Below are 18,871 nucleotides of genomic sequence, written 5' to 3'. Positions count from 1 at the left end.
TGTCACTGGATGTCCGCCCGGGCGAACCGGAGATACCCGAGCGTCAGCGGTACCACGGCCCAGACGACGAGGACGACAAAGCCGACCCAGTCCTGGAGGTAGAACGCGCTGGACTCCGGATAGAACGTTATTTGTGCGTACTCCGGGATGACCGCGCGGGCGGCGTGCATGAACGCTGTCGACGGGTTGAGCAGCCCGATGAAGTTGAACCAGTCCGGCAGCCCGCCCTCCGGAATGTCCTGCCCGTAGACGAGCAACTGCAAGACCAGCAACAGCACGTCCCAGCCGAGGAGAAAGAGCGAATAGAGCGCGCTCGCACCCGCGAGCGCTTTGAACCGCGAGTCCATGCCGGCGGAAAACCCGGTCGCGAGAGCGGTGTACACCGCGCCGTAAAACAGCGTCAGTGCCGTATAGAGGCCGAATACGGCGATGTCGAACGACTCGTACGTGAGGAGTGCAACGAGCCCCGCCACGGCGTAGCCGACCAGTAGCCCGACGACGAGGACACTGGTCCGTCCGAGGTATTTCCCGAAGACGACGTCCCGTCTCGAGTTCGGAAGCGCAAGCAGGAGGCGCATACTGCCACTCTCGCGCTCGCCGGCGATGGTGTTGTACGTGACTGCGAGGCTGATAAGCGGGACGAAAAACACCGTCGGCTGCCGCATGCTGTTTAACAACGCCAGCGTACTCGTCTCGACGGTGCTGTCCCGGTACAGCGGCGGGACCCACTGAATCACGGCCAGGCCCGCTGCGAAGGCAGTGAACGAGAGAACGAGGCCAAGCAGTGTGTACGACCGAATCGAGTCGCGAAAGTCCTTCTTCGCGACCGCCGTGACGCCCATGTCAGAACGTTGACCAGCGCCGCGGCAAATGTTCTTCGGTTGACTGTATCAGCCCCTTTGCCGGGACAGTGGCGACGGCACAGGTGGCTCCGTTCCGGCACGTCGCGGCTGACACCGGTGGCGCTCGCCCGAGCGCCCGCTCACTGGTCCGCGATAGCGTCGCCGGCGATCGCGCGCCCGCGGGCCTCCAGTTGCACCTCGCGGCGGGTCCGGACGGGCTCTAGGATATCGGCCTCCATCAGCCGGTCGTACACCGCTTCGACCTCCTCTATCTCCATGTCGACGAACTCCGGAATCTTGAACGGCGAGATGCCCGAGTACAGCGCCATCAGCACCTGGGTCTCCTCGTCCGAGAGGTCGACGTCGTCGGCGGCGTTGCGCTGTTCGCCCTGTCGGACGAGGCCGCCGATGAGCGAGATGTGGCGGGGCGACCCGGAGATGTGGGTCTCGACCGAGGTGCCGTCGATGGTGTGTTCGACCTCCAGCAGCGGCCGCTCCTTCCCGCGTATCTCCTTTTCTTTCTGCTCGACGGTGCCCACATCGTCGATGTCGAGTTCGACGAACGTCCCGCTGGAGATGGCGATGTTGACCGTGTCCTCCTGCTCGTCGTCGATCTTGAACCGGGCTTTCTCCCAGGTGGCTTCGGTGACGACGCCGCCTTTGACCGCGGGGTGTTTCACGAGGACGACGATGTGGTCCAGCAGCGTCTTGTACAGCTCCTCCTCGAACTCCTCGCTGGCTTTCGGGGAGACGAGCCACGCGTCCCGGCCGGCCTGGAGCTTGACGTACCCCTCGACCTGCGCCAGGGGCTGGTTCATCTGGCTGGCGGTGACGCTGGTGAGTTTCGACAGCGGGATGGTGCGTTTCCCGTCGTTGGTCGCCAACACGAGGCGCTTGTTCGACAGCAGGATGCGGCCGGGTAGCCACTCGATGTCGTTGCGTTTGCGCCCGTCCATGACCACCTGGACGAACTTCCCCTTGGTGTCGACCAGTGCGTGTTCCCCGCTCATCTACCCGAACAGAGTGTACGTCCCGCCGGGTCTTAATCGCCCCGCCCCGTCGTTCCTTGGCCGCTCCGGCCACACGCGTCTCATATCCGCCCCCCGAGCTTCGAGATGGCCGAGAACGCCTTCTTCCGGACGATGTCGTGTTCGGTGTCGTCGATGAGCCTGTCCAGCGTCTTCCGGGAGCGCTCGCCGCCGACCTTCCCGAGCGTGAAGATGGCCTGGCCTTTTACCTCCGGGTCCACGTCGTCGTCCTCGACGAGTTTCAGCAGCCGGCGCTCGACCATGTTGTCCTCGCCGCCCAGTTCGGCGAGGCTAGTGGCGGCGAACTGCCGGAGCATCTGGTCGTCGTCCTCCAGGGCCTCGACGAGCGTGTCAAGGACACGGCCTCGCCCGTCCTCGCCGGCGACCCGGCCGAGCAACCAGGCGGTGTTGCGCCGCTGGGCGGTCTGGGTGCTCTCGTCTAGGATCTCCACCAGCGGGACGACGATGCTCTGGTCGTCCTCGCTCGATAGCTTCTCGACGACGGTCTCCCGGATGTCGTGGCTCCGGTCGGTCGGGACGTTCGAGAGCAACTCGATGAGCGAGTAGACGGCGGTCCGCCTGACGGCGGGCGACTCATCGGAGAGGGCCTCGACGAGATAGTCGACCGGCTTGTCGTTCTCGAAGTTGCCGAAGGCGCCGACGGCGATGCGTCGGACCCGCTCGTTGTCGTCCTCGTACATCGGTAGCAGGGTCTGCAGGGCCTGTCGGTTCCCGATGTTGCCAAGCGCCTCGGCGGCCTCCCGGCGCACCGCCGCTTTCGGGTCCGAAAGCAGCGACTCCAGTGCCCCGGTCGCCCGCGAGTCCCCGATTTTCCCGGTCGAGCGGGCCGCGCGGGCCCGGACGCGGGGGTCCGAGTCCTCGAATCGCTCGGTGAGTTTCGGGACGCTGTCGGCCTGCTCTAGCCGTCCCAGCCCGTTCGCCGCGGCCATCCGTAACTCCGGGATATCCGCATCCAGTGCCTGCATGAACGCCTTGGCTTTGACCCAGTCGGCGGCGTCCGCGTCGAGGTCGACGCCGGCCATACTCCCGATGAGCTGCTCGATGGCGTTGCCCCCGAGTTCGTCCAGCGAGTCGATGGCTGCGGCGGTCACCGCGTCGCTGTCGCTCTCGGCCGCGCCGACGAGGGCGTTGACAACGTCCTTGCGGTCGTCGTGGTCCGGGAAGTTGCCGAGCAGCTCGGCCGCGCGCAGCTGCACCCGCTCCTTGTCGCTTTCGCGCAACACGCGGATGAGCTCCTGGACGTCGCCGTCGCGTTCGAGTTGGTAGAGGCTCATCGTGGCTCTTGCAACGACTTGCCGAAACACCCCGACCCCGGGGTCGGGGCTATCCGGAACTGGCCTGGGATACTTTCTGTCATACCCGGCGGTAGATGCGGTGTTGCTTGTCGACCGGTTCGAAGTCGTCGCGACACTCCGCGGGCAGCGTCTCGGTCATCCCTATCATGAGATAGCCGCCCTCGCGCAGCGAGCCCCGGATCGTCTCGAAGATCGGGACCTTGAACTCCGCGTCGATGTAGATGAGCAGGTTCCGACAGAAGACCAGATCGAAGTCCCGCTTGGCCCGGCCCCGAATGAGGTCGTGTTGCTCGAAGGAGACCATGTCCTTGACCGCGTCCTTGACGGTGAACGTGTTGTCAGTCTCCTCGACGTACTCCGCGTAGTCGGAAAGCGGCGCGAGCTCTTCGGCGATGTCGGTCGTGTGGGAGGTCTCGTAGGTTCCTTCGCGGGCCACCTCCAGGATGTCGGCGTTGATATCGGTCCCGAGGATGTCGACCCGCCGGGCCTCGATGTCAGGGTCGTCCAGCGCGAGCATCGCCGCCGAGTACGGCTCGCGACCGTCCGCGCTGGGAGCGGACCAGAGCCGAACCCGGCGGTTGTCCGCGGTCAGCTCCTGTAACACCGGCCGCAGCGCCTCCCAGGCCTCGGGGTTCCGGAAGAAGCCGGTGACGTTGATAGACAGGGAGTCAAGCAGGGCCTCCCGCTCCTCGTCTTCCCGCTGGAGCAACTGCTTGTACGCCCGGTAGTTGTCGGTGTCGGTCCGGCGCATCCGCGCCGTAATTCGCCGGTCGAGGTAGGCGTCGTTGTAGAACCCCGACTCGAAGTCCATCTCCGACTCGATGAACCCAAGCAGCTGCTGGAACTGTCTGTTCTCGGTGCTCATAGCGTCACCACGTCGAGGATGTGGACGATGTTGCCGTCGCCCAGCACCGCGGTCCCGGAGAGGCCGGGCGTCCCCGAGAGGATGCCCTCCAGGGGTTTGACCACGACCTCCTCCTGGCTGTTGACCGAGTCACAGTGCAGGGCGACCTGGCGTTCGGACTCCCGGATGCGGACGAGCATCCCGTCGCCGTTGGTCGTCTCGCCGGGCACGTCGAAGGTGTCGTCGAGGTGGATGACCGGGTAGATGTCGTCGTTGTGTTTGATGACCTCGGTGCCGTTTACCTGTTTGACCGACGACGTGGCCGTTATCTCGTCGACGTTCTTGATGGGGACGCCGTACTCCTCGTCGCCCACCTCGACGAACAGCACCTTCACGATAGCCATCGTCACCGGCAGCCGCAGGGCGACGGTCGTCCCCTCGCCGGGCGTGGAGTCGACGTTAACCGACCCGTCCAGTTGCGTGACGGTGTCGTGGACGACGTCCATCCCGACGCCCCGGCCCGAGGTGTCTGTCACCTCGTCGGCCGTCGAGAAGCCCGGATGGAAGATGAGGTCGTAGATGGCCGAGTCGTCCATCGCGTCCAGCTCCTCCGGCGACCGGACCCCCTTCTCGATGGCGTTGTTCTTGATGCCCTCGACGTCTAAGCCCGCGCCGTCGTCTTCGACCTCGATGATGACGTGGTCCCGTTCCCGGGAGGCGCGCAGGGTGATGTGGCCAGTCGGCTCCTTGCCCGCGGCCTCCCGCTCGGCCGGCGACTCGATGCCGTGGTCGACCGAGTTCCGCAGGATGTGCATCAGCGGGTCCGATATCTCCGTCAGTATCGTGCGGTCAAGCTCGATGTCCTCGCCCTCGATTTCGAAGTCGATGTCCTTGTCGAGTTCGCGGGCCAGGTCACGGACCAGCCGCGGGAACTTCCCGACGACCTTCTTCAGCGGGATGAGACGCATGTCCATCACCGTGTTCTGGAGATTCGCCGTTATCTTGTCCAGCTCGTTCAACGTCTCGCCAGCCGAGTCGAGGTCCTCGGTCTCGACGGCGCGGCGCAGCTTGATGCGACTGGTCACGAGCTGTTCGACCAGCCCGTGCAGGTCATCGAGCTGGTCGACGTCGACCCGGACCGACTTGATCTCGTCGACGCTGTGTTCCTCCTCGCCGCCGCTGTCCCCACTGCCCGACCCAGCCGACGTGTCCGCTCCGCTCGACCCAGCCGACGTGTCCGCCTCGTCCGACTCGGCCGACGTGTCTGCCCCGTCCGAAGCCGTGTCGGTGTCGGGCGCTGCCGCGGTCAGACTGTCCGTGACGTCGGTCGCAGTGAACGAGTCGACCTTGCCGATAGCGCCCAGCTCGGCGTCGACGGTCGCGGCGTCGCCCGCGTCGAGATAGAGCTCGAACGTGTCCTCGAACTCGCCGTCCTCGATGTCGGCCCGGCTGGGCTCGAAGACGAGGATGTCGAAGACGTCTTCGACCGCCTCCAGCGCCAGCATCGAGTCCACGCCGAGCATGTCGGAGTCGCCGACGTCGACGGTCACGCGGACGACGCGTCCGTCGGCGTCGCTCGCGTCGATGTCGACGTCGACGTCGCCGACAGCGCTCCCGTCGTTGCCCGCCGGTTCGGCGGCCGCTGCCGACCCGCCTTCGCCGGCCGCGTCGGCGCCCTCCTCCAGGACGGTCCGGAGCTGGGCGACCAGCTCGTCGGAGTCGGTGGTCGACTCGCCCTTGTCCTCGATCTCGTTGACGATGACCTCTATCCGGTCGACGCCCGCGAAGATGAGGTCCATCACGTCCGGCGTCACCTCCATCTCGCCCTGTCGCATGGCGTCTAGCAGGTCCTCCATCGCGTGTGCGAGATTCGCCGCGTCGTCAAAGCCCATCGCGCCGAAGTTCCCCTTCAGCGTGTGCGCGGTGCGGAAGATGGAATCCATCGCCTCCTCGTCGGAGGGGTCCGATTCTAAGTCCAGCAAGGAGTTGTTCAGCTCGGTTATCGCCTCCTCGCTCTCGCGGATGAATGCGTCTAGGTACTGGTCGTCCATTATGAGGTCACCTCAGTCGTTATCGTGTCGAGAATCCCGCTCGCTATCTCGTCGATGGGCAACACGCTGTCCACACAGCCGGTCTCGACCGCTCGCTTTGGCATCCCGTACACCGCGGAGGTAGCTTCGTCCTGCGCGATAGTGCGTGCGCCCGCGTCTTTCATTCGTGCGATACCGTCCGCGCCGTCCCCGCCCATCCCGGTGAGGATGACGCCGACCAGCGGGTCGTCGATGACGTCGGCGGCCGTCCGCATCGTCACGTCGACGGCCGGCCGAACGCTGTTCTCGGGCCGGTCCTTGGTTAGTTTCACCCGGAGACGGCCGTTTCGGTAATTCTTCACCGCCATGTGGCGGTCGCCGGCGGCGACGAGCGCCTCGCCGCCCCCGAGACGGGCGCCGTCGGTCGCCTCCTGTACGTCGTAGTCGCTCCGGTCGTCGATGCGCTCCGAGAAACGACCGGTAAACCCTTCGGGCATGTGCTGGACGATGAGGACTCGGAAGTCCGCCTCTCTGGGGAGTTCCGCCATCACCTGCTCGACCATCTTTGGCCCCCCGGTCGAGGAGCCGATGACGAGCGTCGGGTCCCCGACGTACGACCTACTTTCGCTTCCCGACCCGCTTGGCTGCCCGCCCGCGCGGAGCGGTGACGAGCTTGCGCCCCGGCTACCGATATCGACCTGTGCGACCGAGGTGACGATGTCGACGAGCTGGTCTTTGAGCCGCGACATCTCCATGGACACCTCCCCGCCCGGTTTCGTGAAGAAGTCGACCGCACCCTTATCCAGCGCCTCGAAGGTCACGTCGGCGTTCTCGTCGGTGTGGGCTGACAGCATGAGCACGGGCGTCGGGTGTTCGGCCATTATCCGTTCGGTGGCCTCGATACCGTTCATCTCCGGCATCTCGACGTCCATCGTCACGACGTCGGGCTCGTGCGTACGGACGGCCTCGACGGCCTCCTGGCCGTTTTTCGCCTCCGCGACGACCTCGATACCCCCCTCTTCGAGGATGTCCGAGATGACACTCCGCATGAAGTGAGAGTCGTCGGCCACCACTGCACGCGTCCCACCGGGCATCGTCAGCTCGGTCCCTGTGGGGTGGTTCTAGTGTGTGGGCGGAACATCTGCATAGCTACGCCGAACTCCCCACTGGCCCAAAATAAAGACTCCGCCCACGTAATCAAAGTTGATAGTCCAGTACACAGCCTTTTATACACCTACCCACCACGTTCAGGTATCCGGCAGCCATGTCAGCCCAGTCAACCACAACCGGTCAGGTGCTCGAATTCGAGCTCGGCGAGGAGACGTACTGTGTCAGTATCGGCTACGTGACCGAAATCGTCGACGTCGGGGAGCTGACCCAGGTCCCCAACGCCCCGGCCCACGTCGAAGGCGTGATGGACCTCCGTGGTCGGACGACATCAATCGTGGACCCGAAGACCGTCTTCGGCATCCGCGACGACACCGACGGCCAGCGGATAATCGTCTTCGACCCGGACATCGTCCAGGACCAAGGCGCGGCTGGCTGGCTCGTCGACGAGGTGTACCAGGTCGTCCAAGTGACCCCCGACCAGATAGACCAGTCCCCGGCCAACGACTCGGGCTCGATTCGCGGCGTCGTCAAGCGCGACGACGAGTTCGTCATCTGGGTCGACCCGGCTGTCGTACACAGCTCACCGTAGTGCGCCCGGGCGTGTCGGGCAAGAAGAGTTTTTACCATCAGAGCACGACCAACAGACACTACCACAAATAGAATGATTCAGCTCACCAAAACCGGTATCGACGGTCTCGACGACATCCTCAACGGCGGCATCGTGAAAAATTCCACGACACTGATAAGTGGCAACCCCGGTGCCGGGAAGTCGATCCTCTGTCTCCAGTACATCTACAACGGCGTCGATATGTTCGACGAGAAGGGCATCTACCTCTCCTTCGAGGAAGACGAGGAAGACATCCGGGAGGCCGCCGAGTCGATCGGCTTCGACAAGTGGCCCGAGTACGTCGACAACGGCGATATCAAGGTGTACGACAAACAGGTTCTCCTGCGCGAGAACGACTTCTCCTCCTCGCTTGAGATCCTGCTGGAGGATCTCGAAGACGACGACTACGACCGGCTCGTACTCGACTCGCTTGCGATGTTCCAGCTCTTCTTCGAAAACGAGAAAGAGAAACGCACCTACCTCCTGAAACTCACCGACATCCTCAAGGCGAACGGACTGACGACCCTGATGACAAACGAACAGGGCGCCGTCTTCCCCGACACCGAGATCGGCCTGGAGAACTACCTCACCGACGGGAACATCTATCTCATCCAGACGCCGACTGACTCCGGCGTCAGCCGGTACGTCTGGGTGGCCAAGATGCGCAAGCAAAACATCGAGACCGACATCTACCCGATGGAGATCGACTGGGGCGGCATCAAGGTCCACCAGAACGCCAGCGCGTTCTCGATGATGAGCGAAGAGGAGTCGCCTCTCTAACACCTGGGTCGTTATTACGACGTGAAATACCGGTGAGAGGCGCTCTCGGCCGCGTAATATCTGCCTGTGGGGAAACCGTTTTCTCGCCCGGATCGGGCAGTATCATCGTCGATAGCTTTATTAAAGTCTGAATTTATGTTTTGATAACGATGGCATCAGCGGAGCTTCTTCAGACCTTAGGAAACAAATACAGCGCCGAGATACTTGATGCGACCGACGAGCCGATCTCGGCACAGGACCTGAGCGACGAGCTCGAAATTCCGATTGCGACGTGCTATCGACGGATCGACGAACTCACCGAACACGACCTGCTAGAACTCCACGACAACATCCTCTCGGACGACCGACGACGCATCAAGGTCTACCGGCGCAACGTCGACGAGGTCCGGGTCGATTTCGACGAAGGGCTGTCTGTCCACGTCGAGGAACGCTCCGAAGTCACGAACAAGCTCGACGAGGCCTGGCGAACGCTCTCGGACAGATAGCGCCGCTCACGTCCGAATACCGACCGATTATCAGCAGAGATATTCGCGAGCGTGGATTTAATACGGGGTTTCGCATAGCATTTTCCAGTGCCGATGATAGAACTCCTTTATGCCGTCTCGACGCTCGTGTTCGTCGTCGCCGGGCTAACCATGGTCGGGATGGCAGTGCGGGCGTACGTCCAGACGTCCCGACAGGCGATGCTTTACCTGTCGCTTGGTTTCTCGCTTGCCGTCGCGGGCGCCGCTGCGACGATGATTAGTGCGTTCATCAACGACTTCGAAGGGGTCCGGTCGCTCCTGCTGGTCAACAGCGGCCTGACGACGTTTGGGTTCCTGTTCGTGATGTACAGCCTCGTGACCTACGAGTGAGTGTCAAGGTGTGTACGACCCGGCAGTTGACCGACGCCTTCCTCTGAGGACGTTGCCGCGTGACCGCTATGTTCGCCATCGAAAGTCCAGACGCACCCGTCCGTACAACCGTCGTTCAGTCGGTGTAAAATTCCTCTCAACTGTACTATCGCCGCTTGGCCCGCACCGCTGGTCCGACCCGATACGGGTCAATCGGCCCCTTTGACGGTTCTACCCTCTCCCGACGCTCTCCGAGGAGGATTGGGAACTGATTTTCCCCTCTCTCGGTCGAATATACGTTATAGAGGATCTCAAGTATTCGTTATCAGGATAGATATTCTGGGGAGAGGTATTATTACTGGTGAAATGCAGATTTTGAATAGGGTCAGACAGACCTGAACTATCCATGTTCGACAAATTACGAAACGACGACGACCGCGGGCAGGTCGGTATCGGCACGCTCATCGTGTTCATCGCGATGGTGCTGGTGGCGGCTATCGCGGCGGGCGTCCTGATCAACACGGCCGGGTTCCTGCAGAGCGGTGCCGAGGAAACCGGACAGCAGAGTAGTGACCAAGTTACCAACCGGCTACAGGTCGTGAGTGCGGTCGGTCAGGATATCAACGGTGACACCGTCGACACCGTTCGCATCACGGTGAAACAGGCACCGGGTGCGAACAACATCGACCTGAGCACGACGACGCTCCAGTTTGTCCACTCCAGCGGATCGACCGACCTGACGTTCGGGAGTTACGACGCTAGTGATAGCCCGTCTCCCGGCAACGACGCGGACTTCAACGTAGTTGATGTTCAGGACGAAGACGGTTCGATCGACGCCGATGGCGTCGTTCTCAACGACCCGGCTGACCGCGCACAGATAATCCTCGATGCGAGCAGTATCACTTCCAGCGGCTTCACCGAAGGTGACACGGCGACGATCCAGATCAACACCCAGTCCGGCGGCAACACCGAACTCCGACTCGTGGTCCCGGAGACGCTGTCTGGTGCCTCTGCGGTCAATCTCTAAATCTGCGCGTTTTCTCCGTTTTCCACTCTGCTAGCGACTGCTCCTCACCGGTGTCGACACTGTCGGTTCAACCGTGATCTCATCCGGTCTCAGCGAGCGCGATGCGCCCAGGAAAATAAAAACGGGCTATAGAGAGCCTTTGAAGACCGATATCAGTCGTGATATTTTAGGGAGAGGTATTATTACTGGTGAAATGCAGATTTTGAATAGGGTCAGACAGACCTGAACTATCCATGTTCAAAGAATTCAACAACGACGACGACCGCGGGCAGGTCGGTATCGGCACGCTCATCGTGTTCATCGCGATGGTGCTGGTGGCGGCCATCGCGGCGGGCGTCCTGATCAACACGGCCGGATTCCTGCAGAGCGGTGCCGAGGAAACCGGACAGCAGAGTAGTGACCAAGTTACCAACCGGCTCCAAGTGGTGAGCTCCGTCGGTGAGGACATCAACGGCGATACCGTCGACACCGTTCGCATCACGGTGAAACAGGCACCGGGTGCGAACAACATCGACCTGAGCACGACGACGCTCCAGTTCGTGCACAGTAGCGGCTCATCGGACCTTACCTTCGGTGACTACGCTACCGATTCCAGCTCGCTCGATTACACTACGAACGGCGGCACCGCATCTGACTCCTTCGGTGTTGTTGACGTCCAGGACGAGGACGACTCCATCGACGCCGATGACAACGTCGTGTTGAACGATCCCGCTGACCGCGCTCAGATCCTTCTCGACACCAGCAGTATCGTCAGTTCGAGCGGCGGCTTGGAAGAGGGTGACACGGCGACGATCCAGATCAACACCCAGTCCGGCGGCAACACCGAACTACGCCTCGTGGTCCCGGAGACGCTGTCCGGTTCCTCTGCGGTCAATCTCTAAACCTGCGCGCTGTTTTTCCGTTTTCCACCCCCGACCAGCGACGGTATTATATCGCTGCCTCACACAGTGTAGGGTATGGACGGGGGCCCCGACGACCCGAATCCCGAGGACGGCAAGATACTCTCCCCCGAAGAGCTCGAGCTGGAGGACGACGACCACGTCACCCAGATAGACGAGGGCCGCTACGTCGTCTCGCCGGAGGTGCGCGACGATGGCGGTGACTACGGCGGCAAGCCGTCCATGCCGGAGCCGGAGTCCGAGCCGGAGCAAGCGCCTGATACCCCCGAGTTTTCCGACGCCAACGTCCACGAGTGGCTCGCCGAGCAGATGGCCGACTCGAACGCCCGCTATGGTTTCGACGTGACCGCGAAGTTCGACGGCGAGGTCGACCAACAGCGGCTGACCTCCAACGACATCGTCACTGTCTTCGAGACGCTCATGCTGTGGTACGGCCGCCAGATGGACGGGTCGACCGACGTTCAGGACGTGCTCGGTATCCTGCTCTCGGAATCGAACGTCCCGGTGAAGTACCCGCCCGGCAGCATCAAGACGCTGGCTCGCTCGGCCGGTCTCAGCCCAGACGACTCCATCGCGGACCTCATCGACGCTGTCGAGGACCGCGACGGCGCGAAACTGTAACGGCGGGGGGTTTAAGCCACGGGGCGGTCGTTGGTAACCCGATGGACCGCTGGGTGGCCGCTGTCGGTCTCTTCGTCGTCTTCGTCCTCGTGGGCACCGGCCCGCTGACCGGCGCCGACGTGACCAGCGCCTCGCCGTCGACGTTCGGCGACGGGAACGCGACAGTCACCGAGGTCGGCGTCGACCGCTCCGGGCTCTCGCTGACGCCCGGTCGGTTCGGGACCAACGTCACGTATCTCCGGGTGCCGCCGGCCGCGGCCGCCGTCGACGGCGTTACCGGCCGGCCGCAACTGCTCTATACCGTCTCGGTACCGGGACTTGACATCCGGCTCGTCGAGCGCCGGCTCGTGACCGGCTCGGGTACGTACCGTCTCGCGCCCGGGGACCGGGCGATACCACCGGGGCGGGTCGACGGGACCTACGACGCCGTTCTGTCGGTCCGAATCCAGAGTTTCACGACCGACCGGACAGTCGCTCGAACGACCGTCACCGTGGGAGGGAGACAGTGAGCGACGGCCCCCGTGACCGGCTGGTCGCCGTCGGCCGCTGGTGCTTTGGCGACCGGCGTGGACTGGTGCTGTGGCTCGGGCTCGTCTGCTGGTTCGGGCTGACCTGGCGGGTCGGCTTCTTCATCCAGGACACCTACGCGATGGCCAACACGCTCGTCGCGCTGGCCGAGGGACAGCTCCACGTGACCGAGCTGCGTTACTCGCTGACGTTTGGCTCCCAGCCGGGGCTGTACGAGTACCAGGGGCGGGCCTACGGCCGCAACTACGGGATGCTCGCGCTGGCGGTGCCGCTGGTATGGGCGCTGGAGGCCGGGGCGACGGTCGTGGCGCCGCGGCTGTTGCTCGTCGGCCTCTGGGCCGGCCTCGGCCTGGTTCTCGTGACACAGGTCGCCGAGTTCGACCGACTTGACCGGGACCGGACCCGCGCCGTGGGCTCGGTTCTCGTTGTGGCGCTGTTCGTCGCGGGCGTGCTGACGGCGACCGACCTCCCGACCGACCGGCTCGCCCTCGTGGCGCTCCAGCTCTCGACGATACTGGCGGCGGCGACGGCCGGGCTGGTGCTGTACCGCCTCGTCGCCCGTTTCCACGGCCGCCGGGCGGGACTGGCGGCCGGGGTCGCGCTGGGCGTCGCGACACCGGTCGGCTTCTGGGCCACGCTGCCAAAGCGCCACACGATAGTCGCCACACTGGTGCTGGGGGTCGTCTACGCCTTCGCGGTGAGTCGGAGCCGCGAGGGTGAGGCTGCCTTGCGGGCCCGGACCAGTGCGTACGCCCTGGCGGGGTACATCTCCTGGATACACGCCTTCGAGGCGCTGTTCGTGGTCGCCGCCCTCGCCGCCGTCGACCTGCTGACGGCGCGGGACCGGAGCGTCCGGGCGCTGGCCGTCGTGGGGCTCGTGCTCTTGATCGCGTCGACGCCGATGCTGGCGACGAACTACGCTATCTCCGGGAACCCGGCCCAGCCGCCGCGACTGCTTCCGAGCGTCGGACCCGACGCCGAGTTCGCGCCGGCGGAGGCGGGTGGTGGGCCAGCAGACGGCGGTGAGATGCCGTCCGGAACCCCGACGCCCGACAGCGGTGAGACGCCGGCCGGGACCGCGACGACGCCGGGGGCAAACACCACCGCGGCCGACGGCGGGGGCGGCGCCACCCCCGGGGGAACCCCGGCGACCACGACCGGCGGTGATAGGCCTCCGCCGTCGCTGCTCGACACCCTCCGCGACGGCGCCGACACCGTCCTGTCGTTTGCCGGTGGGTCCGTCGTCGGCGGTCTCGCAGTGCTGACCCAGCCCGCGCGGCTCTGGCATATCTTCGTCCGGAGCGGTACGATTCCGAGTGTCGGCTACGCTCTCAACGACGCCGAGGCCATCGACCTCGCAGTGCTCGAAGCGATGCCCCTGCTGGGTGCGCTGGCGGCGCTCCCGGTGTTAGCTGGGCGCCGACTCCGGGCCATGGCCGACCGGACTCTACTGCCCCTCGACCCGCGTGACTGGCGGCCCGCTCGCCAGACCGACCTGCTCGTGGCCACACTCGCCGCCGTCCTGACGCTCGTCTACCTCCCCCGACTCCCGCTGTTCAGTACGCTGACGGTCCGGTATCTCCACCCAGTCATCGCGCTCGGGGCGTACGGCGTCTGGCGTGTTCCGGCCGTCCGTGCCGGGCTGTCGGACATGCGGTGGGCCGTCGGGTCGTATCTCGCCAGCTTCGCGCTCGCGCTGGTCGCCCTGCTTGGCGGTGTCGGCGGGCTGGGGCTGGCGGTCGGCGAAGCGGTCCAGTACAACGCCCTCTGGAATCTGGCGGCCGCGACGGTGTGTGCAGTCGCCGTCGTCGGCTGGACGCTCTCGGACCGGTTCTCGGACCGAACTGTCGCGGTCGCCGTCGCGCTGCCGGCCGGCTTTGCCAGTGGCTACCTCCTGCTGTCGGGGCTGGTCTATTTCCGGTATGGCCGCTACGCGTTCGACGTGGTCCGCGTGCTGGCTGACCTGTTTCCGGCACTGTGACCCGCGCCAACCGCTCGTAGTCGGTGGTATCACACGCGATAATTTACGGGTCACATTTATCCCAGTCTTGACGGTAGTAGCGGGCATGCCAGACGTACTGATTGCCGACGACTCGGAGTTCATGCGGAACCTCCTGCGGGAGATACTCGAGGAGGACCACACCATTGTCGGTGAGGTCGAGAACGGTGTCGAGGCGGTGGAAGTGTACAAAGAGGAGACCCCGGACCTGGTTATGATGGACATCGTGATGCCCATCCGGGACGGTATCGAGGCGACCAGCGAGATCAAGTCCTCGAACCCGAACGCCAACGTCATCATGTGTACCAGCGTGGGCCAGGAGGAAAAGATGAAAGAGGCCGTCAAGGCCGGCGCCGACGGCTACATCACCAAACCCTTCCAGAAACCCAGCGTGATGGAGGCAATCGAGGACGTCGTCCCCTCATAGATGAACGTCGATATCCAGTCGCTGGGTACGTTCAACCAGCTCGCCCACGAGGGTGCGAAACAGGCGACCCAGTCGCTGGCGCAGATGACTGGCATCGACGCCGCTGTCGACGTGACCAAGATCACGCTACTGGACCGCGAGGACATCGGCGAGGACCTCGCCGGCCGCGACTTCGTCGGGGTGCAGTTCAATTACGAGGGCGTCCTGGAGGGCGATACGGTGCTCGTGTTCGACAGCGAGTCGGCCGACACTATCGCGGATTCGATGATGCCCGGCGCCAGCGACGATCCCGGAATGGCCCAGAGCGCCGTCAAGGAGATCGGCAACATCATGATGAGCGGCTTCATCGACGGCTGGGCCGACTACCTAGACTCGACTATCGACCACTCGCCGCCCGAGTACATCGAGAAGTCGGGTGCGAACGTGTTGCCGGAGGCGCCCGAGGCCGAGGGCCACCGACAGGTATTCGTCTTCAAATCGGAGATCGAGTGGGTCGGGGAGTCGGTGAACTTCTACATCTACATGCTCCCCGAGTACGAACCGCTCGCCGAGGCGATGATGGAGCACGCCGACACCGAGGGCGACGCCATCCCCATCGACAAGCTCCAGACGTTCAACGAGATGACGACGAAGGGGACCCAGCAGGCCGCCGACAACGTCGAGATGATGACGGGGATACCGACCGACGCCGAGGTGACACAGATAAGCTTCGCACCCATCGAAGACGTCCCGAAACAGATCGGGACTGACACCTACGTCGGGACAGTCGTGGAGTTTACCGGCGTCCCCAGTGGCTACCTCATGGTGCTGTTCGACGAAGTCTCGGCGGTCAACGTCGCCGAGGCGATGATGCCCGTCGAGATGGAGGGCGACGAGCTGACCGCCCAACACGAGGCGGCCATCGAGGAGCTCGGAAACATCATGACCAGCGGCTTTGTCGACGGCTGGGCGAACGTGCTACAGACGTCGGTCGACCATACGCCCCCGAAGCTCGTCCACGATATGGGCCGCTCTATCGTGGACCCGCTTGCGGCACAGGTCGGCCAGCACCAGGAACACGCCTTCATCATCGACTCGACGATGCAGACCGACGACATCGAGTTCAGCGCCGAGATCCACGCGCTGCCCAACGAACAGGAACTGCGGGCGGCGCTCGATGATCTGGATGTCGAGCGGGCCGACGAGACCGAGGCCGACATCGAACAGATATTCGAATAATGAAAGTCTATGACGGCAGCCAGACGGAGGCGGGCAAGGACAGCGAGCCCGAGCGGCTGAAAGTCGGCATCGCGGAGTACGAGGTGACGACCGACACCGCGGTGCTGACGACCAGCGGGCTGGGCTCCTGTATCGGCATCGCGCTGTATGACGAACCGACAGGCGCTGCTGGGCTGGTCCACATCATGCTCCCGACTGCTAAGGACGTCGAAGGGGGCAATCGGGCGAAGTTCGCCGACACCGGCGTCACCGAACTGGTCGAGGCGCTGGAAGACGTCGGGGCCTCGACAGAGACTATGCGGGCCAAGATAGCCGGCGGGAGCGACATGCTCGACTTCTCGGAGAACGGCTCCTCGATCGGCTCGCGCAACCTCAAACAGGTCCGGGAGACGCTTGCGGAGTACGACATCCCCATCACGGGCGAGGACGTCGGCGGCGACCACGGCCGGTCGCTCCGGCTGGAGGCCGACTCCGGCGACCTCGTCGTCAAGAGCGCGAACACGGACTCGGTCACGCTCTGATTTCCGCTGTTGAAACTGGTCGCGTGCTGTCACGCGCCGTGTCGCGTCAGACAGACGGCAGTCACGTGTCTGCCGCGAGCGCAACTCTCAACCGCTCTACCGTGATATCTCCAGATGAAACGCCGGTCGATGTCGACTGCCTGACCCAAAACACCTTTATTCGGAACTATCCACCGTTCAAATAACCGTTTTGTTATCAACTATGATAAGCTAGACGGAATATTCAAGGGTATCTGCGGGAATTATTCTAAACGATGAGTAGTCTCGCTCTCGTGCCGACGTTACAGGCACTCGCTCCGGACGTGGCCGCGCTGGTTCCAGCGCTCGTCGTGTTGCTGTCCGGGGGCCTGGTCGGGATGAGCATCAAGAACATGTTCGACTCGATCATGTCGGACGACGAGAGCGACGAGGACAACAGTGGCGGTGACGACATGGGCGGTGGCGGGCTGATGGGCGACGACGGCGGTGGCGACGGTGGCGACGACCTCGGCGGGCTGGGCGGCTTAGACGACGACGGCGACGACATGGGCGGTTTCGGCGACGACGAGTTCGGGGACATGGAGGACGCCACCGGCCCCGACACCGACGAGCTGGAACACCGAATCGACGAGCTCGAAAACGAGGTCGGGAGCCTCTCCTCGACGGTCAACACCGTCCGAACGGAGAACGAGTCCATCTCAGAGTCCGTCGACGAGGTACAGGAAAACGTCCGGAAGCTGCTCGACATCTACGAGATGGTCACCCGAGGCGTGAACCCCTTTGCCGACGATGTCGACGCCGGCATGGGCGGTGGCGGCATGGGCGATGGCTCCTTTGGCCTCTTCGACGACGACGGCGGCGACGACGAGGGCGAGGACATCGACGACGACGTCGCAAGCGCCGATGCCGAGGGGTTCTTCGACGAGGACCTGGTCGAGGACGACGGGATGTCGATGGACGACGAGATGTCCATGGACGAGGGCGACGACATGTTCGATGACGGCTTCGACGACGACCTCGACGACGGCTTCGAGGACGACGGCGGCGAGTTCGACGAGGAGTTCGAGGAGGACGACATGAGTATGGACGACGGGCTCGATACGGACGACGAGAACAGCGACGACGACGGGGAGGGCGGCAAGTCCTTCGCCGAGCTGAAAGACGAGTACGAGTCGGGCGACGCCGAGTGGGCCGACGGCGAGGAGGGCGAGGAGATGCTCGACGACGGCGAGGGAATGCTCGATGACAGCGACGAGATGCTCGACGGCGACGGGTTCGACGAGGACGAGAGCGGTCTCGAAGACGACGACCTCTTCGACGAGGTCATCGAGGACGAAGGCGACGGTATGGACGCCGTCGAATCGGAACCCGAACCCGACCCGGCAGTCGAGCCGGAACCCGAACCCGAGCCGGAACCCGAACCCGAGCCCGAACCGACTGCCGAGCCAGCACCGGACCCGGACCCCGAGCCGGCGACCGACGCCACGGAGGACGCCGCTGCCGACGACGACGGCAAGCCCTACCTGGCGACGATGCCGGAGGGGTTTGCGGCGGACCTGATAATCATCGAGTGGCTGGAGTTCCTGGTGAGCCAGGCCGGCTACCGCGAGGCGTCCCGTGCAATCGACTACTACGAGACCATCGGCTGGATAGACGAAGACGTCGCCGACGACCTCGCGGACTACCTGCGGGGCTTCGACGACGTCGCGGATTCGGGCGACGGCCTCACTATCGACCACCACACCGAGAGCCTGCGTTACATCTCGCAGCTCGACGAGGACAGCGGCGCCGAAGCCGTCGCTCTCTCGAAGCTCGTGGGAGGTGGCTCGGATGGGATTCAGCGTTAGCGGCTCGGCCGCCCTCATCTTCGTCGCCGCCTTCATCGGCTTCGGGATGTTCTACTCCGCGGCGGCAAACAGCACCGAACTGGTCAACGACGCCCGCGAGGACCGCTCCGACCGGCAGCTCGAACGGACCAACACCGACATAGAGATTACCACTGTGAACTACAACGACGTGTCCAACTACCTCAACATAACCGTCGAGAACACCGGCGCCACTGAGCTGTCGGTCAGCGACGTCGACGTCCTCGCCGACAACAGCTACCAGACGGGGTACCGCACGGCCGTCGAGGGAAACGAGGAGACGGACCTCTGGCTCCCACGGGAGACGCTGGCTATCAACACCACGACGGCGCCCCAGCCCAGCCAGGTGAAAATCGTCACCGGGCCGGGCGTCGCCGCGACGGCGGAGGTGGTCTGA

At 64.0% G+C, this 18,871-nt stretch carries 20 protein-coding genes; 14 read left to right on the top strand and 6 right to left on the bottom strand.

What is annotated here, in order from left to right; translation table 11 throughout:
* Positions 1–2 precede the first annotated feature (2 nt).
* The 6 genes from VJ162_RS15385 to VJ162_RS15360 form a co-directional block, all read right to left on the bottom strand.
* Positions 3–842, bottom strand: a complete 840-nt coding sequence (locus tag VJ162_RS15385; RefSeq protein WP_324665535.1) for an ABC transporter permease subunit — start codon at positions 840–842, stop codon at positions 3–5.
* 140 nt (positions 843–982) lie between these two features.
* A complete protein-coding gene (locus VJ162_RS15380; RefSeq protein ID WP_324665533.1) occupies positions 983–1,852 on the bottom strand; it encodes a CheF family chemotaxis protein in 870 nt (289 codons plus the stop codon).
* 80 nt (positions 1,853–1,932) lie between these two features.
* Entirely contained in the window at positions 1,933–3,165 is a 1,233-nt protein-coding gene (locus VJ162_RS15375) for a HEAT repeat domain-containing protein (RefSeq protein WP_324665532.1), read from the bottom strand.
* Between the two features lie 79 nt (positions 3,166–3,244).
* Entirely contained in the window at positions 3,245–4,051 is an 807-nt protein-coding gene (locus tag VJ162_RS15370) for a CheR family methyltransferase (protein WP_324665531.1), read from the bottom strand.
* Positions 4,048–6,081, bottom strand: coding sequence for a chemotaxis protein CheA (gene cheA, locus VJ162_RS15365; RefSeq protein ID WP_324665529.1), 2,034 nt, complete (start codon positions 6,079–6,081; stop codon positions 4,048–4,050). Before cheA ends, VJ162_RS15370 begins: the two co-directional genes overlap by 4 nt.
* Complete coding sequence (locus tag VJ162_RS15360; RefSeq protein WP_324665527.1) at positions 6,081–7,154, bottom strand: protein-glutamate methylesterase/protein-glutamine glutaminase; 1,074 nt, start codon at positions 7,152–7,154, stop codon at positions 6,081–6,083. The genes cheA and VJ162_RS15360 overlap by 1 nt, the downstream gene beginning before the upstream one ends.
* A gap of 170 nt (positions 7,155–7,324) precedes the next feature.
* Between VJ162_RS15360 and VJ162_RS15355 the strand changes: the two genes are divergently transcribed.
* The 14 genes from VJ162_RS15355 to VJ162_RS15290 all read left to right on the top strand — a co-directional run bounded on the left by VJ162_RS15355 (position 7,325) and on the right by VJ162_RS15290 (position 18,871).
* A complete protein-coding gene (locus tag VJ162_RS15355; protein ID WP_324665525.1) occupies positions 7,325–7,759 on the top strand; it encodes a chemotaxis protein CheW in 435 nt (144 codons plus the stop codon).
* Between the two features lie 72 nt (positions 7,760–7,831).
* Positions 7,832–8,557 carry an RAD55 family ATPase gene (locus VJ162_RS15350; protein ID WP_324665523.1) on the top strand — a complete coding sequence of 242 codons (726 nt, stop codon included), beginning with the start codon at positions 7,832–7,834 and terminating at the stop codon, positions 8,555–8,557.
* Positions 8,558–8,706: 149 nt separating this feature from the next.
* Positions 8,707–9,042, top strand: coding sequence for a helix-turn-helix domain-containing protein (locus VJ162_RS15345; protein ID WP_324665522.1), 336 nt, complete (start codon positions 8,707–8,709; stop codon positions 9,040–9,042).
* A 93-nt stretch (positions 9,043–9,135) separates the two neighbouring features.
* Complete coding sequence (locus VJ162_RS15340) at positions 9,136–9,411, top strand: DUF7521 family protein (RefSeq protein ID WP_324665520.1); 276 nt, start codon at positions 9,136–9,138, stop codon at positions 9,409–9,411.
* A gap of 385 nt (positions 9,412–9,796) precedes the next feature.
* Positions 9,797–10,417 (top strand): archaellin/type IV pilin N-terminal domain-containing protein, encoded by a 621-nt coding sequence (locus VJ162_RS15335; RefSeq protein WP_324665518.1) that lies wholly within the window; start codon positions 9,797–9,799, stop codon positions 10,415–10,417.
* 233 nt (positions 10,418–10,650) lie between these two features.
* On the top strand, positions 10,651–11,298 hold the full coding sequence (locus tag VJ162_RS15330) for an archaellin/type IV pilin N-terminal domain-containing protein (protein WP_324665516.1): 648 nt from the start codon (positions 10,651–10,653) through the stop codon (positions 11,296–11,298).
* 75 nt (positions 11,299–11,373) lie between these two features.
* Positions 11,374–11,937, top strand: a complete 564-nt coding sequence (locus VJ162_RS15325; protein WP_324665514.1) for a DUF7500 family protein — start codon at positions 11,374–11,376, stop codon at positions 11,935–11,937.
* Positions 11,938–11,978: 41 nt separating this feature from the next.
* Entirely contained in the window at positions 11,979–12,446 is a 468-nt protein-coding gene (locus tag VJ162_RS15320; RefSeq protein ID WP_324665512.1) for a hypothetical protein, read from the top strand.
* Positions 12,443–14,446, top strand: a complete 2,004-nt coding sequence (locus VJ162_RS15315; RefSeq protein WP_324665510.1) for a hypothetical protein — start codon at positions 12,443–12,445, stop codon at positions 14,444–14,446. The genes VJ162_RS15320 and VJ162_RS15315 overlap by 4 nt, the downstream gene beginning before the upstream one ends.
* 85 nt (positions 14,447–14,531) lie before the next feature.
* Positions 14,532–14,891, top strand: a complete 360-nt coding sequence (gene cheY / locus VJ162_RS15310; protein WP_262179684.1) for a chemotaxis protein CheY — start codon at positions 14,532–14,534, stop codon at positions 14,889–14,891.
* Positions 14,892–16,109 carry a chemotaxis protein CheC gene (locus VJ162_RS15305; RefSeq protein ID WP_324665506.1) on the top strand — a complete coding sequence of 406 codons (1,218 nt, stop codon included), beginning with the start codon at positions 14,892–14,894 and terminating at the stop codon, positions 16,107–16,109.
* Positions 16,109–16,630: a chemotaxis protein CheD gene (locus tag VJ162_RS15300; RefSeq protein WP_324665504.1), complete on the top strand. Its 522-nt coding sequence runs from the start codon at positions 16,109–16,111 to the stop codon at positions 16,628–16,630. Before VJ162_RS15305 ends, VJ162_RS15300 begins: the two co-directional genes overlap by 1 nt.
* Before the next feature lie 254 nt (positions 16,631–16,884).
* Entirely contained in the window at positions 16,885–18,456 is a 1,572-nt protein-coding gene (locus tag VJ162_RS15295) for a FlaD/FlaE family flagellar protein (protein WP_324665502.1), read from the top strand.
* Positions 18,440–18,871: a flagellin gene (locus tag VJ162_RS15290; protein WP_324665500.1), complete on the top strand. Its 432-nt coding sequence runs from the start codon at positions 18,440–18,442 to the stop codon at positions 18,869–18,871. Before VJ162_RS15295 ends, VJ162_RS15290 begins: the two co-directional genes overlap by 17 nt.

The sequence above is a fragment of the Haloarcula sediminis genome (genome assembly GCF_035656455.1).
GTDB classification, from domain to species: Archaea; Halobacteriota; Halobacteria; order Halobacteriales; family Haloarculaceae; genus Haloarcula; species Haloarcula sediminis.
The sequence above is the reverse complement of the archived record's forward strand: the minus strand, read 5'-3'. Positions and strand labels throughout refer to the sequence as shown.

Bases quoted from the DNA above. Each gene is read 5' to 3' on its own strand.
- VJ162_RS15385 (WP_324665535.1), bottom strand. From the start codon at position 842: ATGGGCGTCACGGCGGTCGCGAAGAAGGACTTTCGCGACTCGATTCGG.
- VJ162_RS15380 (WP_324665533.1), bottom strand. From the start codon at position 1,852: ATGAGCGGGGAACACGCACTGGTCGACACCAAGGGGAAGTTCGTCCAG.
- VJ162_RS15375 (WP_324665532.1), bottom strand. From the start codon at position 3,165: ATGAGCCTCTACCAACTCGAACGCGACGGCGACGTCCAGGAGCTCATC.
- VJ162_RS15370 (WP_324665531.1), bottom strand. From the start codon at position 4,051: ATGAGCACCGAGAACAGACAGTTCCAGCAGCTGCTTGGGTTCATCGAG.
- cheA (WP_324665529.1), bottom strand. From the start codon at position 6,081: ATGGACGACCAGTACCTAGACGCATTCATCCGCGAGAGCGAGGAGGCG.
- VJ162_RS15360 (WP_324665527.1), bottom strand. From the start codon at position 7,154: ATGCCCGGTGGGACGCGTGCAGTGGTGGCCGACGACTCTCACTTCATG.
- VJ162_RS15355 (WP_324665525.1), top strand. From the start codon at position 7,325: ATGTCAGCCCAGTCAACCACAACCGGTCAGGTGCTCGAATTCGAGCTC.
- VJ162_RS15350 (WP_324665523.1), top strand. From the start codon at position 7,832: ATGATTCAGCTCACCAAAACCGGTATCGACGGTCTCGACGACATCCTC.
- VJ162_RS15345 (WP_324665522.1), top strand. From the start codon at position 8,707: ATGGCATCAGCGGAGCTTCTTCAGACCTTAGGAAACAAATACAGCGCC.
- VJ162_RS15340 (WP_324665520.1), top strand. From the start codon at position 9,136: ATGATAGAACTCCTTTATGCCGTCTCGACGCTCGTGTTCGTCGTCGCC.
- VJ162_RS15335 (WP_324665518.1), top strand. From the start codon at position 9,797: ATGTTCGACAAATTACGAAACGACGACGACCGCGGGCAGGTCGGTATC.
- VJ162_RS15330 (WP_324665516.1), top strand. From the start codon at position 10,651: ATGTTCAAAGAATTCAACAACGACGACGACCGCGGGCAGGTCGGTATC.
- VJ162_RS15325 (WP_324665514.1), top strand. From the start codon at position 11,374: ATGGACGGGGGCCCCGACGACCCGAATCCCGAGGACGGCAAGATACTC.
- VJ162_RS15320 (WP_324665512.1), top strand. From the start codon at position 11,979: ATGGACCGCTGGGTGGCCGCTGTCGGTCTCTTCGTCGTCTTCGTCCTC.
- cheY (WP_262179684.1), top strand. From the start codon at position 14,532: ATGCCAGACGTACTGATTGCCGACGACTCGGAGTTCATGCGGAACCTC.
- VJ162_RS15305 (WP_324665506.1), top strand. From the start codon at position 14,892: ATGAACGTCGATATCCAGTCGCTGGGTACGTTCAACCAGCTCGCCCAC.
- VJ162_RS15300 (WP_324665504.1), top strand. From the start codon at position 16,109: ATGAAAGTCTATGACGGCAGCCAGACGGAGGCGGGCAAGGACAGCGAG.
- VJ162_RS15295 (WP_324665502.1), top strand. From the start codon at position 16,885: ATGAGTAGTCTCGCTCTCGTGCCGACGTTACAGGCACTCGCTCCGGAC.
- VJ162_RS15290 (WP_324665500.1), top strand. From the start codon at position 18,440: ATGGGATTCAGCGTTAGCGGCTCGGCCGCCCTCATCTTCGTCGCCGCC.